The sequence below is a fragment of the Vibrio sp. Vb2960 genome (assembly GCF_033337665.1).
In the GTDB taxonomy this organism is placed as follows: Bacteria; Pseudomonadota; Gammaproteobacteria; order Enterobacterales; family Vibrionaceae; genus Vibrio; species Vibrio alginolyticus.
Genome location: NZ_JAWORD010000001.1, coordinates 83,817 through 100,198 on the forward strand (window position 1 = coordinate 83,817; position 16,382 = coordinate 100,198).

The window sequence follows — 16,382 nt, forward strand, 5'->3', positions numbered from 1 at the left end:
TATACAAAAAAGCCAAGGCGGACCTTGGCTTTTGAGAAAGTTTTTTATCGCTATTGATTCTGAGACATCAGAGCTTCAGCCGTCGCGTCTTGTATAGACAAAAACAACGAGTTGATTTTTCCAGTCGGTGTGCGCATTGGGTTCAACGTAACATTCTGGTACATAAACTCCGCTTGCTGCGTAACTGGTCGAACATTGCGACAGCAGAATAAGTAAGGTCGTTGTCGCCATGTGATGAAGCTGCGACAGCCTAGGTCATACACTGGTTTTGTTTTTAATTTAAACCACTCCTGTGGGATTTCAGGGAAGATATCAAATATAGAACGACCTATCGCATCATGAGACTGCAAACCACTGTGATGAGTCATAAACCCATTCCAGACCTGTACATTGTAATCTCGATCAATGACCACTAAGCCCATGTCAACGTTTTGTACCATATCCACCATCCAATGGAATTGTTCAAACTCTGCTGGCATATTCAACATTAGAACTCCTCCATTAGATAAGACAGTTTGTTATCAAGCAGCGGCAAGGATTCATCCACAAACATAAACAACAAGTCACAACGAATCGACGTTCCTTCAATGTTGTAGCTCACTTCGAATGTCATCGTGCGGCTGAATGCTCCAGTTGTAGATTCAATGATCGAGTCAATTGAGATATGCTGACCAAGGAGTACTGGTGGACTTTGGAAGAATCGGACTTCAGACTGCTCGCCTAAACCATTTAAGAACGACCCCACCAAAATATTAGAAATATCCATTAGCAGCTCAAGCTCTTCTAGCTCTTCGCTGTCTGCTGGTACTTTCATCAACTTTTTGAGATCAGATACGCTTGAATCACTCAAAATCACTAGCGCTTCGCCAGCAATACCTTCGCCACAAAATCCCTGACAAACACCCGATACGTTGTCATGCGACGCCAAGTCGCGTAGGGCCATGTGAAGTTCGCTCACTTCAAAGATATTGACGTTCGGCAGAGGTAGTTGCACAAACACATCAAAGTGACGCGCCAATGCATCGGCTGCTCGACCAATTGAAACGTTAGCCACTTCCATGTAAATATCGCGACGACGTAAAATCGGTAACTCAATAGAGACAGGCGTGATAATTTGAGGACGAGGTTCTGGCTCGACCAACTCTTTAAGCGCCTTCTTGAGTTCATCTTTGGCGATCGGTTTTTGAATAAACGCTTTTGCACCCAGTGCGAACACGCGCTCTTTCGCTTTAGGTTGGATATCCCCCGACACAACAACCACCGGAGTTTTATCCCCCAACCGTTGCATGTGCTCTAGTGTTTCAAAGCCATCCATTTCTGGCATGGTCAAATCAAGAAACATCAATTTAAACTCGTTTTTTTCGAGTTCTTCTAGCGCGTTTTTTCCGTGGATAGCAAACGTAATATCGGCATTCAATGTGGCTGGTAGTGATCTCGCCATCTGTTTGCGTGCTAACGCTGAATCATCACAGATGAGTACGGGAAAAGACATTCAATCACCTTTTTATATTCCACAATCTGCGCCGGAGTCTAACAGATTGTTACAGCATGTAATACGAGAAAACTGACGAGTTTTTTATTTCTTTATTATTCAATAAGCATACGCAATATGAATGAATGAGTGAACAAAATGACTAAAAAGCAAGCATCACATTCGCTGTTTAGTGACATAAAACAAACATGGGTAAAACTCCTCCACCCAAAGTAAGCAAAAAGTTGCAGCTAACATCCAAAGCCCATTTTTGCTCGAATTTCATTCTTTCCATTTCCATAATGGGTAAACAGTAACGCGCTAAAACTAAAAAGGCACCCTGCTAGAGGATGCCTTTAATAACAATTTCATCGATAAGATATCAATTCTATGGCACACCATGACCTTTAGAAGCCACCCATACGCGATACCATTGCTCTCGAGTAAGTTCGATGTTCAATGCATTAACTGCAGTTTGCACACGCTCGATTTTACCAGAGCCAATGATTGGAATAGGGTTAGATGGCAAACGACGTACCCAGGCATAAATTACTTGGTCAATACTCGCTGCGCCCACTTCTTCACGAATTGCTTCTAATTCGTTACGGACACGAACAGCTTGCTCACTGTCACCACTAAAAATTGAACCTCCACCGAGGCAAGACCAAGCCATTGGTCGCGTACGCAACATTTGCATTTGGTCAAGCGTTCCATCGTGAGCAACCTCAAAGTTAAGTGGGTTGATTTCCACTTGGTTAGTAACCAACGGCTTACCTAAGCGAGATTGCAGCAGTTCAAACTGGCGTGGAGTGAAGTTAGACACGCCAAAGTGCTTCACTTTGCCGACTTTGTGAAGCTCAGAAAATGCTTCTGCAACCTCGTCCGCATCCATTAACACGTCAGGACGATGAATTAAAAGTACGTCGATTTCATCCACATTCAAACGTTCTAGCGAGTTATTCACCGATTGGTAGATATGTGCTGAGCTCGTGTCGTAGTGATTGATCTTACGCTCTGGCGTTTTATCGCCACACAAATTGATGTCGCATTTCGTCACGATCTGAATTTGCTCACGAACACTCTTGTCTAAAGCTAACGCTTCACCAAACAACGCCTCACACTCGTAATTACCGTAGATGTCGGCGTGATCGACTGTCGTAATGCCTAACTCAATGTGTTGCTTGAGGAATGACAAACGCTCTTGAGCCGTCATTCCCCACTCAACTGCACGCCAATATCCTTGAACCAGCTCTGAGAACTCTGGGCCTTTTGGTGCAGTTACTACTTTTGCAACCATGGGTTTTCTCCTTCAATTGATCTGCATTCATCGTAGTCTTGTTTTCGTACCGGCTCAACGGGTAAACTTTCGCAATTCGAACTGGAGTACGAAATATGTCTTTTGCCCAACGCCTAGCCACCCTGATCGGAGAAGAAAGCATCAGCGGGTTCGCTCGACGCGTCGATGTGTCTGAAGCTTTAATACGCAAATACCTTAAAGGCAGTGAACCTAGCCTAACCAAAGCAAATCAAATTGCAATGCGCGCCAATTGCTCTCTCGAATGGTTAGCAACGGGATGTGGTTATTTATATCGCCGTGCTGAAGTCGTGGATATGGATGCGTACAAACTTGCCTTTCAACACGTTATGAATCAGCCGTTGTCAGACGATGCAGAAGAGCTACACCGCAAGCTAATCGCAGGCTATCAATACCTGCGCGCTCACAAAAAATCGGATGGTTTTTTGGACGAATCTGCAATGGCGACCTTCCTATCTCTCCATAAAGAATCTAAAAACGAGTCACTTTGACCTCGATAATTTCGCCATCACTGCGCAAGTGCACATTTAAGGACGGTGATGGCGTCAGAAACTCGTCCGGTTTTACCCAAAGCAAACTTCGAATCGCTTCTTGCGGATAGCGGTTCATCAACAAAATAACTTCTTTATCGACAAGTTCGGAAGATTTCTTTTCCAGAGCTTCAACGACATCATAGTGTTCTTGTCCGATAGTAACTCTGCGTAAAACTAACCCATCCTTTCTTAAGTTGAGAAGTAAGTCATTCAGACGCTGCCACTCGTATTCAGTGAGAAACGAGAACTGAGCACTTTCTCTTCTCAAAATTACTTCACCATACAAGTGCTGGTGGTAGTACGAAAAATCATCCAAACAAAATGCGCTGATAAACGTTGAGCTGTCTAGCAGCTGCACTTCGCAACCATACCAGCTCCCACTTTTTTCTATACGTTCTTTTAGATTGGAATATGGCATAGCTGACAACGTGTCTTGCCACCAGCTCGGCGTTGAAAGTGCCGGAAACGTTACCGAACAAAAACATAAAGAAAGTAAGAGTCGAAGATAAAAGCGCATGCACTGCTCTAGTTGGTTGACATCGAACTAAGACATTACTAACTGCAAGAAAATGTTCAAGAGAAAAATAGTTGTAGGTGGTGATGAAAGTTATGACGCAGAAATTAAGAAGGCGCACATGTGCGTGCGCCTCTACCTCGTTACTCAATCGTGAGTGTGCGAATCGGCGATGTCTATTGATGCATCCCGAACATAAAACGAGGACTTACCGTAGGGTTTGAATCCATCCAAATTGTGTGTAAAACCTCACATCCCTCCTTCTGAAGCAGTCATGTTGCTTTACATTTAAAGCATGGTTCATTTTTCTCAAAAAACAAGTTTTTTACCCTAAATTATGAGAGCAATAGCACAATCTGAGTGAATGAATAATATCGCGACACTTCAAACACTCAATAGTGAAAAGCTAAATTGCATCTTTATTGATTAGGTCTAGACTCTGCGAAGCGTATACTTTCTTTCGTCCCTTCCCCCAGCAACAGGAGAGCTTGTTAATGACCAAACGCGAGAGAATTGTGAAATCTGTGTTGGCGCACGTACCGAAAGATGCGATTAACCAGTTTGTCTCTCGAGGGTCAACACCATTTTCTGTTCTCATTATGGCCGCCATTGTGGGTACGTTGGCTGGTTTTGTCGGTACGTATTTCGAGCTTGCCGTTCATTTCGTTTCTGAAACACGAACAGAATGGTTAAGAAGCGAAATTGGTAATGTTCTACCGTTGTGGCTGGCAGCGGTTCTCATTAGCGCACTTTTAGCTTTTATTGGCTATTTTCTTGTGCACCGCTTTGCGCCAGAAGCGGCAGGTTCTGGTATTCCTGAAATCGAAGGGGCAATGGATAATATTCGTCCAGTGCGCTGGTGGCGAGTTCTACCAGTAAAATTCTTCGGCGGCATGGGCGCACTTGGCTCAGGTATGGTGCTGGGTCGTGAAGGCCCAACCGTTCAAATGGGTGGTGCTGTAGGTCGAATGGTGACCGATATATTCCGGGTAAAGGATGACGATACCCGCCACTCCCTGCTCGCTTCTGGTGCTGCTGGCGGTTTGGCTGCGGCTTTTAATGCCCCACTCGCAGGCATTATGTTCGTTGTGGAGGAAATGCGACCTCAGTTTCGCTACTCTTTGATCTCAATTCGCGCAGTGATCATTTCTGCCATTATGGCGAACATAGTGTTTCGCGCCATCAACGGGCAAGACGCCGTTATCACTATGCCGCAATACCAGTCGCCAGAGCTTCAAACCCTATGGCTGTTTTTATTGCTTGGCGCATTGTTTGGCGTGTTTGGCGTGATCTTCAATAAACTGATTACCGTGGCACAAGACAGTTTTGTCGCAATTCACAAAAACGATCGTAAGCGCTACTTGATTGTGGGTTCGCTACTGGGAGGCGTGTTTGGTTTGCTTCTTTTGTACGTACCCCAACTAACTGGTGGTGGTATCGGCCTTATTCCTGACATTACTAACGGTAACTACTCGGTATCTATTTTAGTTTTGCTTTTCTTTGGTCGTGTAATTACAACCCTGCTCTGTTTTGGTTCTGGTGCGCCGGGAGGCATCTTTGCACCTATGCTTGCTCTGGGAACCTTATTTGGCTATGCGTTCGGAGCAAGTGCTGATGTCTTGCTCCCTGCGCTTGATATCGAGCCTGGTGTATTTGCGATTGCGGGCATGGGTGCCCTGTTTGCTGCAACGGTACGTGCACCGATTACAGGTATTCTGTTAGTGATTGAAATGACGAATAACTACTACTTAATCCTGCCATTGATCATTACTTGTTTGGGCGCTGTGATTATTGCTCAATTGTTGGGTGGACAACCTATTTACAGCCAGTTGCTGCATCGCACAATCAAAAACGAAAAGTTACGCCAACAGGATCTACCGGAGAATCAATCAACATAACATTCTCTTTGTTATCACTTCGCTCCAGACTATCGAAGGGTTTGGAGCGATAAACTCTGCATTTTTACATCTTTTCCCAAATATTCGATACCAAACTCACAAAATTATCATTCTCTGATATTTGCTCACCACCTTTCATGAGAAACCCCTCTCCATACTTGTTAGTATTCGCTACTTAAATAGAGCATTTCATCCAAATCGTCATGTTTTGTTTCATTCAGGCAAAAATCAAATGGAGTAGATTTGAACTGGAGAAGACTTGTGCAGTTTTATAGTGTCCCGCCGTCTCAAGCCGCGTTGGCACTAGGTATGATAGGTTTAGGGCAAGCTTGGGCACTCTATGTTCCTGAGATTGGTGAACCGATACGCCCATTTTTGGCGTCACTCGGCGCACTTTTACTCGCCCCTGTACTCATAAAATATGCCGCGAATCCACGATTATTCATGGTCGACATTCGTCACCCACTGAGTGGTAGTTTAATGGCACCAATGAGTATGGCGTTACTGATCCTTGCAGATTATCTTGCCGCTGTAGCACCTATCATCGCTTATCCACTTTGGTTTATGGCGCTTTTGCTGCATTTTACTATGATGGTGCTGTTTTTTAGCTTTCAGCTAATGAACTTCAAAATGTCCAATATCGTACCGAGTTGGTTTCTTTATCCGGTGGGGCTAATCAGTAGTTCACTAGCCGGTTCTCAACTAGGTCACAACTTATTCTCCGAAACATTAGCGATGATGTGCATCGGCATTTATTTCTTCATGCTGCCACTCGTGTTGTATCGCTTAGTGTTTTTCGGCTCTCTACCAAGGCGAGCAAGACCGACCCTCGCGATTATGGCCGCGCCGGTAAACTTGTCATTAGCAGCATACTTGGTGAACTTTCCCTTACCTGATCCGATACTAACAGGCGCATTGGCAGGGATCGCCATCACTATGACTTTATTGATCTACTTATGTTACTTCCGCTTACTTCGCTTGAAGTTTCAACCTTCTATCGCGGCAGTAACCTTTCCTTCCGTGATCAGCGCTATCGCAATGCATCGCTTAACCTCTTTTTTTGCCGAATCGCACCCTCACTGGCACTGGCTGCACGACTTTGGTTTTCTAGAGCTCAGTATCGCGACTGTATTGGTTGTTTGGGTATCGGCAGGTTACGTCAAAATGTATTGGCCAGAAATCATGAAGTCATTTTCTAAACAAGCATAAAAAAAGGATGGCGTTTGCCATCCTCTTAGAATAGTGCTTGGTTACCTAACGTAAACCGTGCAGAAACTCGGCACGCGTTGCTGGGTTGCTTTTGAAGATGCCACCCAATGCTGTTGTTGTCGTTTCGCTGGTTGCATCCATCACACCGCGAGATTTCACGCAGTAGTGTGTTGCGTCAATCGTCACTGCCACATCATCAGACTCAAGCAACGTTTGAAGTGCAACAAGAATCTGCTGTGTCATACGCTCTTGAACTTGTGGACGCTGTGCAAAGAAGCGAACGATACGGTTGATCTTTGATAAGCCAATGATCTTGCCACGTGGAATGTAAGCCACAGCCGCCTTGCCATCGATGGTCACAAGGTGGTGTTCACAAGTGCTGGTCACTGTGATGTCCTTCACGCGAACCATCTCGCTCACGTTCATCTTGTTCTCAATCACCGTGATTTTCGGGAAGTTAGAGTAATCCAGACCAGAGAAGATTTCGTCAACGTACATCTTAGCAATGCGGTGTGGGGTTTCTTCTAGGCTATCGTCGGTAAGGTCAAGTTGAAGTAGACCTAAGATCTCACGCATGTGGTGTTCGATCTTCTCTTTCTTCTCTTCACGACTTACGTTGTTTGGACGCATTGGCGTTTCCAAACCGCGTTGCTCTAGCGCTTCTTTTACTAACTTCGCTGACTCGCTAAGACCTGACATTCCACTTCCTCTTTTGTTACTTCCGCTTTAATACAAACCCAATCAAAATTGCATTCATATTTTTCGCTTTGAGTTGCTCAGTTTCGTGTCTTTACACCAAGTCACATCAAATATAGGTACTGAGCTGATTTTATTGAGCTCCGCGGGCTTTTTTACCCCTTTCGGATGGCTGACAAGGATACTCGGATTTTTGAATAATTACACCCATATTTTATAGGTGGACATTCTTACTCAGTCCCCTTTTTATGGTAAAGTTGCCACAAAACAAAAGAACACAGGATTTTCTCAATGGGCTGCTGCGACGCACCTGGCTTGATGCCAATTGAAGAAGCGATGGACAAAATGCTATCGCGAATCAAACCTATCCAAACAACGCTTTCTCTTCCACTTGCTGACGCACTCGGTTTTGTACTGGCAGAAGACATCCTGTCTCCTATTCACGTACCGCCATTCGATAACTCAGCAATGGATGGTTACGCTATTCGCATTCAAGATCTTGAGTCATCTTCTGTATTGCCTCTGGCAGGTAAATCATTTGCAGGACAACCTTTTGAAGGTGAATGGCCTCAAGGTACCTGTGTTCGCATCATGACTGGCGCAAAAATCCCACAGGGTTGTGATGCCGTTATCATGCAAGAAAACACAGAAGTAACGGATGCTGGCATTCAGTTCAACCAAACCGACGTGAAGCCACAAAACAACATCCGCCCAACAGGTGACGACATCAAGCAAGGCGATATCGTACTGGCAAAAGGTGCACGTTTGACACCTCGTGATATTCCGATGATTGCGTCTCTTGGTGTTAGCCACGTGACAGTAGTACGTAAGCCAAAAGTTGCTTTCTTCTCTACTGGCGATGAGCTTAAACCACTGGGCGAACCGTTAGACGAAGGCCAAATCTACGACAGCAACCGTTACGGTATTAAACCGCTTATCGAGAACTTCGGTTGTGAAGCCGTTGATCTAGGCATCATTCCAGATTGCCCAGAGACTCTAAAAGCGACCTTTGAACAAGCGCAAACATTAGCAGATGTGGTTGTGACCTCAGGCGGTGTTAGTGTGGGCGAAGCGGATTACACCAAAGACATTCTTGAAGAACTTGGTGAAATCGGTTTCTGGAAGCTAGCAATCAAGCCGGGTAAACCTTTCGCGTTTGGTAAGTTAAGCACTGCTTGGTTCTGTGGTCTGCCGGGTAACCCGGTTTCTGCCGTGCTAACTATGTACGTGCTTGTTCAACCAATGCTGGCAAAACTTGCAGGCCATACCGAATGGAAAGCACCCGAGTCTATTCCGGCAACAACCAAAACCGCCTTTAAAAAAGCGCCAGGTCGTACCGATTACCAACGTGGTATCTATACACTGGAAGATGGCAAGTTTGTCGTTGAAACAACCGGTAACCAAAGCTCTGGTGCATTCCGCTCAATGAGCCTAGCCAACTGTTTTGTTGTATTGGAACGTGAGCGCGGCCGAATTGAAGTGGGCGAAACGGTTCAGATTCAACTATTCAACTCAACCCTTTACTAGGAAGACGTTGTGGATATTCTTTCCGATCAGGAAATGTTGCGTTACAACCGCCAAATCATTCTTCGTCAGTTTGACTTTGAAGGACAAGAAGCACTCAAACAAGCATCGGTATTGATGCTTGGTGCTGGCGGTTTAGGCTGCGCATCAAGCCAATATTTGGCGACGGCTGGTGTCGGTAAAATCACGCTGATTGATGATGATATCGTCGAGCTGTCTAACCTTCAGCGCCAAGTGCTGCACCACGATGCGGATATTGGTCGTAAGAAGGTAGAGTCGGCGGCCGATGCGCTACGCGAGCTTAACCCGCACATTATCGTAGATACCATCGCAAAACGTCTTGATGATACCGCGTTAGAGAGCCTGATTAAGCAACACACTATTGTTGTCGATGCATCAGATAACGTCGATACGCGCAATCAACTTAACCGCCTATGTTTTGCGACCAAAACACCGCTAATTTCAGGAGCGGCCATTCGCATGGAAGGCCAAGTGAGTGTGTTTACTTATGATGACCCAGCGCAACCATGTTACCAGTGCTTAAGTGCCCTCTTCGGCAGCGGTGCGTTAAGTTGTGTCGAAGCTGGAGTCATGGCTCCTGTTGTGGGTATTGTTGGCGCAGTACAAGCGATGGAAGCGATTAAAGTGATTGCTGATTACGGCCAGCCAAAGAAAGGCAAAATTCTGATTTTGGACGCGCTCAGCATGTCTTGGCGAGAAATGAATCTGATGAAAATGCCCTCCTGTCCGGTTTGTAGTTAGTTCAATACCTATAATCATTCCCAAAAAGCCCAACTCGATGTTGGGCTTTTTTCTCATTTTGACAATCAGATTTAAAACCCCTCTTCTTACAAATCTTAATTTCATAAAATTCAACAACTTAAAATTTGGCACATTCCTTTCATTGCATATATCACGAACCAATGAGAGGGCGAATTATGAAAAGGACATCACTACTACTTGGGTCTCTAATAGCGAGCGCTTACGCACAAGCGGCGCCATTTGATACATGCCCAAGCAAAGCATACCTATTCCAATCAACCCCGGTTCAAATCTATGGCGTCAATTTGGTTACAGGTTCTACGACTCTTTTAGAGGACGACACAGGTTTGGCTTCGGGCATTAACGGGGTAGGTTTTAACTTCACTGACCGTTATATCTACGGCTACGACACCACAAACAAAAAGATTGTTCGTCTTGGTCAAGACTTCCAAGCAGCGACGCTTGATGTTTCAGGTCTTCCTACCGACCACACGTTTTACGTAGGTGACGTTTACAACCACGTCTACTACTTGTATCGCAAAGGCAAAGGACTTTTCTCCATTGACCTTTCTCCGCTCGATTCTGATCCAAATGCAACATTGAGCATCGTGAAAATCAGCTCTACTGCGACTGTGAACCTAACCGACTTTGCATTCCATCCCGGTGACGGTTCCCTTTACGGCATCGACAATAACTCTGGAGTGCTGTATCAGTTCAACCCATCAAATGGTAGCGCAACTGCGATAGGTGACACAGGTGAGAAAGGCACATTTGGTGCTGGCTACTTCGATGTAAACGGCAACTACTACGTGTCACGTAACCAAGATGGCAAAATCTATCGCGTTGACCTTTCGGAAGGTAACGCAGCCAATATCGCAGCAGGTATCGTTCCTGCGGTTGAGTTTGTATCCAACGGTCCAAGCTCAAGCCAAAATGACGGTGCACGTTGTGCAAATGCTCCGGTGATTAACGAAGACGAGCCAATTGATTTCGGTGATGCTCCAGACAGCTACCACACAACACTTGCGTCAAACGGTCCTCGTCACGAAGTGGACGGTGTAACTTGGCTTGGTTCCGTCGCTCCAGATGGTGATGCCGACGGACAGGCAAACGATAACTCTGTGGGCACAGCCGATGAAGATGGTGTTGGTTTTGTATCCGCACTTGATCCAGGCTTAAGCTCAATTGTGAATGTCACCGCTTCTACTTCTGGCTACCTATCAGCATGGTTTGACTGGAACCGCGATGGTGACTTTGATGATGAAGGCGAACAAGTCTTTACTGACGAATTACTGTCTGCGGGTAATAATCCCCTACCGTTTGTCGTTTCAACCGCTGCAACGGAAGGTTCAAGCTGGAGTCGATTCCGCTTCAGCCAACAAACCGGATTAAACTACGATGGTGGTTCGACGTCTGGTGAGGTGGAAGATTACCCAATTACTATCACTGGTAATGGCTACTCAGTGGAATATTTCCCGAGTGCAGAAGATTACGCCACCGTGGCTTATGAAGATAATTGGCCATACACCGCAGACTACGACATGAACGATGTGGTCGTGAAATTCCGCATCACTGAAACCAGTCTTGCTGGTCATGTTGAGAATATTCAAATTACTGGTGACCTAGCGGCTTACGGCGCAAGTTACAAAAATGGCTTCGCAATCCGACTACCGGGTGTACTGAGAAGCTCGATTGAAAACGGATTAACAACGCTATCCTTCAATGGTGTAGAACAAGCATCTAATGGCTTGGAAAGTATTTCTGATGAAGCAATTTTCATCATCAGTGAAGACTTAAGCACACACGCGGCGAGCAGCTGTAGCTACTTCCGCACAGAGCCTGGCTGTGATGATAACGTTTCACTCACCTTTACCTTGAATGTTTACTTCACTGAAGGCTCTGACCGTTCAGCGATTCAAGCCATGCCATACGACCCGTTCATCTTTGCAACACCGGGCACTTACCATGGCGACGGGATTACCTTCCAACCAGGTCGTAAATGGGAAGTTCACTTAGCAGACCAAGCACCAACAGAACAGTTTGATGACCAAAACCTCTTCGGTGTCGGCGTCGATGCAAGTGACCCTGCACAAGGTGTGTACTTCAAAACAGCAAACAACTTACCTTGGGCACTGTTGATAGTAGAAGATTGGGATTGGCCGCTAGAGCGTGTAGACATGGTCGATGCATACCCTCAATTCCAAGCTTGGGCTGAGTCTGGTGGCGAACTAAGCACAGATTGGCACACCGCTCCAACACCTAACAAATGCTACATTCCATAGGGAGATAACATTATGAAAGCACTTATCACAATCATCATGGGATTAGCACTAACAGCTTGTGGCGGAGGCGGTGGCGGCGGAGGTGGTAACAGTACACCACCTCCACCAACCCAAACCACGGTGCCAGAGGAAGATACTACCCAGCAGGAAGAAACTACTGAAGAAGAGACAACGGTAACAGTGGAAGATGCAACCATGCAGGATCTAGTAGTACCAGATGGCTTTAGCTACAACCCAGTGACGGAAGGTACGCTCAATGTAGACATCAGTGGTTTCTCTTCACAACGAGCACACCTAAGCGTGTACAAAGAGTTTGTCGAGAACAGTTCAGGTAACTACGATGCAAAATACCCAAGCAAAGTCGCATCGGTTCCACTCAACAATGGTACAGCAAATGTCGACTTTAATGTTTCTGATAGCCAAGGTAGCCTACTTGTTGAAATTTGGTTCTATGACGGTAGTGACCCAATTCAGAAAGTGATTACTTCTGGAGACAACACTTGGACCATGTAACTGGGTAAATCGAAAGCTGTCTTTCAGAACAAATCTTCAATCTTTAACTTAAAAATCGCATCGTTCTTTTGAACATGCGATTTTTTTGTTGTAAAACAGTAAGATTATCCACCTAGCAAACTAAAGACAATGCACGCACTGATTAGTACTGATGAACTCAATAGCCTTCTCGGCCAACCTAACGTCAAGCTCCTCGACGCTAGTATTGCGTTTCAAATCCCTTGTGAAGGTAAAAAGATTCAAGATAAGTGGATTCCAAATACTTTACGCTTTGATTACGACAATGACTTTTGCTTACCCGGCTCCTCCCTACCGCATATGATGCCAACAGAAGAAGGCTTCAACCAAAGTGCGCAACAACTCGGTTTGAACAACGAAGACTTGATTGTGGTTTATGACAACTCAGGCACTTTAGCGGCACCAAGAGCTTGGTGGATGTTCAAAGCCATGGGGCATGACAATGTCCGAGTCTTAAATGGCGGTCTTCCAGCTTGGATTGAAGCAGGACTCCCTGCCGAAAGTGCCCTATCGCAACCAAGCGAAGAAGGCAACTTTGCGGGCAAGCTCAACCAAAATGCCTTTTTGAATGCACAAGATGTTCTTGCTCATTCAACCAATAAAAGTGCCAATATCATCGATGCCAGAGCCAAAGCTCGCTTCCTTGGTGAAGTGCCTGAGCCACGAGAAGGTCTACGTAGTGGGCACATTCCAAATTCGGTTTGCTTACCGTTTCAAGAACTCTTGGCCAACGGTCACATTAAACCAAATTCAGAGTTGCAACAGATATTTAGCGCACTAACGATAGATAGTGACAATTCGATTATTTTTAGTTGCGGTTCCGGTGTAACCGCATGCATTTTATTACTCGCGGCGTATCAAATTGGTCTGGACAACCTGTCGGTGTACGACGGTTCTTGGACCGAATGGGGTGCAGACCACTCTCTACCTATCGAGTGTTAAGACAAGTGTCTGTTTAACAAAGTATCTTACGTTTATCTAAAGATGATGTGTTCCAATAAACTAAACGCAGCTTCTAAACCAAACTTGTCATTTCGAAATAGAAACTGGCTATGAGTGATTTGTCACCCCTCATAGCCTGACTACATCAAAAGCCGACTATTTCCGTTAGCGTTCAGATGTCGCGTTGCCGTGCATTTGCTCATCTAAGTTGAGCACGGTTAATGCGTTGCTAACGCTCGTGGCGATCACGTCTATCGCTCCAGTTCTTAATGCTCCGAGTAGAGCGAGTGGCTTGCTGTTCTCAGCTGCGATCGCAATGACTTCCGAGATCGGCCGAAACTCTTCAATACCAAGTCCAATTACTCGGTCACTCATTACCGTGTTCGCTACATTACCGTGAATATCAAAGAAGTCATAACCTGCAAAATCCCCTACCACACCTTGTTGAAGTCTCGACTGAACCACTTCATCAGGCGTAAACCAACCTAAGTCGACCATGTAACTGTTTTCGCTCATGTCACCAATACCAACCAAAGCAACATCGGCTTTACGTGCTAGGTCGAGCGTTTGTTTCACGGTTGCATTTTGCATGAAGGCCAACTTCTGTTCTCTATTTTCTGCGTATGCCGGCGCATAAAGGGTTTCAGAGGTTCCCCCATATTTCTTCGCCAACTGACGACAAATATGGTCGGCGTTATACATACCGCCACGCGGGTGAATACCACCAATGCCACACACAAATTTACAGTCACGCGGCGTAATAACACCAATATGGTGAGCGACAGACGACACGTTGCGCCCTTGTCCGACCGTCACCACCATGCCGTTTTTGAGCGTGCTAGTGAGATAATTGGACACCAATCCCGATACCTGTAGTCGTTGCGCTTCTTCATTCGGTTGATCAAGAGCAACCAGCGCGCGCTTAACGCCGAATCGCTCGATCAAACGTTGTTCAATCTTGGCGCTGAACACCGGATGGTATTTAACGGTAATTTCAACAATGCCTTCATCACGCGCCTGCTTGAGCATTCGCCCGACCTTTGCGCGTGATATGGCAAATTTTCTCGATATCTCTTCCTGAGTCGCACCGTCTTGATAATACGCGACGGAAATCTCTGTCAACAAATCCGTGTTTTCAATGGAAATATCTTGATTAGAACTGCTCATGGTTTCTCTCGCCCTTTAAGAGGATCGATATTGTATGCAATAAGTGAACATATGCTCATTGACTTAGCATATGTTCTTTATCAATTTAAACGCTACATTTGCTCATCGCAATAACATTTTCTCACTACAATTTTTTACCCTCTTGGACAACGCTCAAGCTTTGAACAATAAGGGCAAACGTTTATTTGGGTTAACCACTAAACACACAGTAAAAAAACGTTGATGAAGTTCACTATAAGTCCATTTCAGCGATTGACTTTCAGCATAGATAGGATAAATATGGACACATCATTTACTCAGCTATCGATCAAATGTTCATAGCATTTGTTCGGTAACGAAATTTTCCGTAGTTGGCTGAGCAGATGTCTCATTAAATGCGATGAGACGGTTAGCTAACTCGCTTGCAAATGCACAAGCTGTGATAACAAAAATCACGCTTAAGCCCATTTAAATAGGATGATCGATTATGAGCAACAAGTTAGAGCAACTTCGTAAACTAACGACTGTAGTAGCAGACACTGGCGAGATTGATGCAATTAAAAAGTATCAGCCAGAAGACGCAACAACTAACCCTTCTCTTATCCTTAAAGCCGCTCAAATCGCAGAGTACGCACCTCTAATCGATGCTTCAATCGAATACGCTAAAGCACAGAGCAACGACAAAGCTCAACAAGTTCAAGATACTTGTGACATGCTTGCAGTAAACATCGGTAAAGAAATCCTAAAAACTATCCCAGGTCGTATCTCTACAGAAGTAGACGCTCGTCTATCTTACGATATGGAAGGCAGCGTAGCGAAAGCTCGTCAACTAGTGAAAATGTACAACGATGCTGGCATCACTAACGACCGTATCCTTATCAAACTGGCTTCAACTTGGGAAGGCATTCGCGCAGCTGAGATCCTAGAAAAAGAAGGCATCAACTGTAACCTAACGCTTCTCTTCTCGTTCGCTCAAGCACGTGCTTGTGCAGAAGCGGGTGTATTCCTAATCTCGCCATTCGTTGGTCGTATCATGGACTGGTACAAAGCGAAAGAAGGCCGTGACTTCGAAGCTCAAGAAGATCCAGGCGTACTATCTGTAACTAAGATCTACAACTACTACAAAGAATACGGCTACAAAACTGTAGTTATGGGCGCAAGCTTCCGTAATATCGGTGAGATCTTAGAACTAGCTGGTTGTGACCGTCTAACTATCGCTCCTGCTCTACTTGCAGAACTAGAAGCAGCTGAGGGTGAAGTAGTTGAGAAACTAGTTGATTCTAAAGGCGCAGCTGAGCGTCCAGCACCAATGACTCACGCAGAGTTCCTATGGGAACATAACCAAGACCCAATGGCTGTTGAGAAGCTGGCTGAAGGTATCCGCAACTTCGCCGTTGACCAAGGCAAACTAGAAGCGATGATCGAAGCTAAGCTTTAATTGCTTACCAAAAGCGAGTAGCCCGTCTACTCGCTTTTACCATCAGCACTATTTTCAAAAAATTCTATTTGAACTTGTTTCGGCGAGTTCCCTCTATTTAAATCAAATATCGAGAAGTAAT

The 16,382-nt window shown here is 45.3% G+C and carries 15 protein-coding genes; 9 read left to right on the plus strand and 6 right to left on the minus strand.

Translation table 11 applies throughout. The annotated features are described in order from the left end of the window. Positions 1 to 50 precede the first annotated feature (50 nt). The 3 genes from R7O03_RS00235 to R7O03_RS00245 all read right to left on the minus strand — a co-directional run bounded on the left by R7O03_RS00235 (position 51) and on the right by R7O03_RS00245 (position 2,768). A complete protein-coding gene (locus R7O03_RS00235; RefSeq protein WP_005373463.1) occupies positions 51 to 488 on the minus strand; it encodes a PAS domain-containing protein in 438 nt (145 codons plus the stop codon). Then, positions 488 to 1,492, minus strand: coding sequence for a response regulator (locus R7O03_RS00240; protein ID WP_005373466.1), 1,005 nt, complete (start codon positions 1,490 to 1,492; stop codon positions 488 to 490). The genes R7O03_RS00235 and R7O03_RS00240 overlap by 1 nt, the downstream gene beginning before the upstream one ends. A 367-nt stretch (positions 1,493 to 1,859) precedes the next feature. Then, a complete protein-coding gene (locus tag R7O03_RS00245; RefSeq protein WP_005387688.1) occupies positions 1,860 to 2,768 on the minus strand; it encodes an aldo/keto reductase in 909 nt (302 codons plus the stop codon). 95 nt (positions 2,769 to 2,863) lie between these two features. On the opposite strand from R7O03_RS00245, the gene R7O03_RS00250 reads away from it, so the two are divergent. Then, complete coding sequence (locus R7O03_RS00250; protein ID WP_005387686.1) at positions 2,864 to 3,277, plus strand: helix-turn-helix domain-containing protein; 414 nt, start codon at positions 2,864 to 2,866, stop codon at positions 3,275 to 3,277. Here the strand turns inward: R7O03_RS00250 and R7O03_RS00255 are convergent. Then, entirely contained in the window at positions 3,258 to 3,836 is a 579-nt protein-coding gene (locus R7O03_RS00255; protein WP_171346108.1) for a hypothetical protein, read from the minus strand. The two genes, R7O03_RS00250 and R7O03_RS00255, sit on opposite strands and share 20 nt — an antisense overlap. A 491-nt stretch (positions 3,837 to 4,327) precedes the next feature. Between R7O03_RS00255 and clcA the strand changes: the two genes are divergently transcribed. Both clcA and R7O03_RS00265 read left to right on the plus strand, forming a co-directional pair. Next, complete coding sequence (gene clcA, locus R7O03_RS00260) at positions 4,328 to 5,731, plus strand: H(+)/Cl(-) exchange transporter ClcA (RefSeq protein ID WP_005373473.1); 1,404 nt, start codon at positions 4,328 to 4,330, stop codon at positions 5,729 to 5,731. A gap of 261 nt (positions 5,732 to 5,992) precedes the next feature. Then, positions 5,993 to 6,940, plus strand: a complete 948-nt coding sequence (locus R7O03_RS00265; RefSeq protein WP_005373475.1) for a TDT family transporter — start codon at positions 5,993 to 5,995, stop codon at positions 6,938 to 6,940. Between the two features lie 45 nt (positions 6,941 to 6,985). On the opposite strand, the gene folE is transcribed toward R7O03_RS00265, so the two are convergent. Continuing rightward, entirely contained in the window at positions 6,986 to 7,639 is a 654-nt protein-coding gene (gene folE, locus R7O03_RS00270) for a GTP cyclohydrolase I FolE (RefSeq protein ID WP_005373478.1), read from the minus strand. A gap of 288 nt (positions 7,640 to 7,927) precedes the next feature. On the opposite strand from folE, the gene moeA reads away from it, so the two are divergent. From moeA to R7O03_RS00295, 5 genes are all read left to right on the plus strand, one after another. After that, entirely contained in the window at positions 7,928 to 9,163 is a 1,236-nt protein-coding gene (moeA, locus tag R7O03_RS00275; protein ID WP_318131267.1) for a molybdopterin molybdotransferase MoeA, read from the plus strand. A 9-nt stretch (positions 9,164 to 9,172) separates the two neighbouring features. Further along, entirely contained in the window at positions 9,173 to 9,922 is a 750-nt protein-coding gene (gene moeB / locus R7O03_RS00280) for a molybdopterin-synthase adenylyltransferase MoeB (protein ID WP_318131269.1), read from the plus strand. A 176-nt stretch (positions 9,923 to 10,098) separates the two neighbouring features. Continuing rightward, on the plus strand, positions 10,099 to 12,204 hold the full coding sequence (locus R7O03_RS00285; RefSeq protein ID WP_318131270.1) for an LruC domain-containing protein: 2,106 nt from the start codon (positions 10,099 to 10,101) through the stop codon (positions 12,202 to 12,204). A 12-nt stretch (positions 12,205 to 12,216) separates the two neighbouring features. Beyond that, on the plus strand, positions 12,217 to 12,717 hold the full coding sequence (locus R7O03_RS00290) for a hypothetical protein (RefSeq protein WP_137282758.1): 501 nt from the start codon (positions 12,217 to 12,219) through the stop codon (positions 12,715 to 12,717). Positions 12,718 to 12,846: 129 nt separating this feature from the next. Further along, positions 12,847 to 13,677 (plus strand): sulfurtransferase, encoded by an 831-nt coding sequence (locus tag R7O03_RS00295; RefSeq protein ID WP_318131271.1) that lies wholly within the window; start codon positions 12,847 to 12,849, stop codon positions 13,675 to 13,677. 165 nt (positions 13,678 to 13,842) lie between these two features. Here R7O03_RS00295 and R7O03_RS00300 read toward each other — a convergent pair whose 3' ends face one another. After that, positions 13,843 to 14,844: a sugar-binding transcriptional regulator gene (locus R7O03_RS00300; RefSeq protein WP_005387670.1), complete on the minus strand. Its 1,002-nt coding sequence runs from the start codon at positions 14,842 to 14,844 to the stop codon at positions 13,843 to 13,845. Positions 14,845 to 15,310: 466 nt separating this feature from the next. Between R7O03_RS00300 and tal the strand changes: the two genes are divergently transcribed. Beyond that, positions 15,311 to 16,261: a transaldolase gene (tal, locus tag R7O03_RS00305; protein ID WP_005373488.1), complete on the plus strand. Its 951-nt coding sequence runs from the start codon at positions 15,311 to 15,313 to the stop codon at positions 16,259 to 16,261. Positions 16,262 to 16,382 lie beyond the last annotated feature (121 nt).

What these genes read in the sequence shown, in the direction of transcription:
- moeA (WP_318131267.1), top strand. Translation starts at nt 7,928, where the DNA reads ATGGGCTGCTGCGACGCACCTGGCTTGATGCCAATTGAAGAAGCGATG.
- R7O03_RS00255 (WP_171346108.1), bottom strand. Translation starts at nt 3,836, where the DNA reads ATGCGCTTTTATCTTCGACTCTTACTTTCTTTATGTTTTTGTTCGGTA.
- folE (WP_005373478.1), bottom strand. Translation starts at nt 7,639, where the DNA reads ATGTCAGGTCTTAGCGAGTCAGCGAAGTTAGTAAAAGAAGCGCTAGAG.
- clcA (WP_005373473.1), top strand. Translation starts at nt 4,328, where the DNA reads ATGACCAAACGCGAGAGAATTGTGAAATCTGTGTTGGCGCACGTACCG.
- R7O03_RS00285 (WP_318131270.1), top strand. Translation starts at nt 10,099, where the DNA reads ATGAAAAGGACATCACTACTACTTGGGTCTCTAATAGCGAGCGCTTAC.
- R7O03_RS00245 (WP_005387688.1), bottom strand. Translation starts at nt 2,768, where the DNA reads ATGGTTGCAAAAGTAGTAACTGCACCAAAAGGCCCAGAGTTCTCAGAG.
- R7O03_RS00250 (WP_005387686.1), top strand. Translation starts at nt 2,864, where the DNA reads ATGTCTTTTGCCCAACGCCTAGCCACCCTGATCGGAGAAGAAAGCATC.
- R7O03_RS00300 (WP_005387670.1), bottom strand. Translation starts at nt 14,844, where the DNA reads ATGAGCAGTTCTAATCAAGATATTTCCATTGAAAACACGGATTTGTTG.
- R7O03_RS00240 (WP_005373466.1), bottom strand. Translation starts at nt 1,492, where the DNA reads ATGTCTTTTCCCGTACTCATCTGTGATGATTCAGCGTTAGCACGCAAA.
- R7O03_RS00295 (WP_318131271.1), top strand. Translation starts at nt 12,847, where the DNA reads ATGCACGCACTGATTAGTACTGATGAACTCAATAGCCTTCTCGGCCAA.
- R7O03_RS00235 (WP_005373463.1), bottom strand. Translation starts at nt 488, where the DNA reads ATGTTGAATATGCCAGCAGAGTTTGAACAATTCCATTGGATGGTGGAT.
- R7O03_RS00290 (WP_137282758.1), top strand. Translation starts at nt 12,217, where the DNA reads ATGAAAGCACTTATCACAATCATCATGGGATTAGCACTAACAGCTTGT.
- tal (WP_005373488.1), top strand. Translation starts at nt 15,311, where the DNA reads ATGAGCAACAAGTTAGAGCAACTTCGTAAACTAACGACTGTAGTAGCA.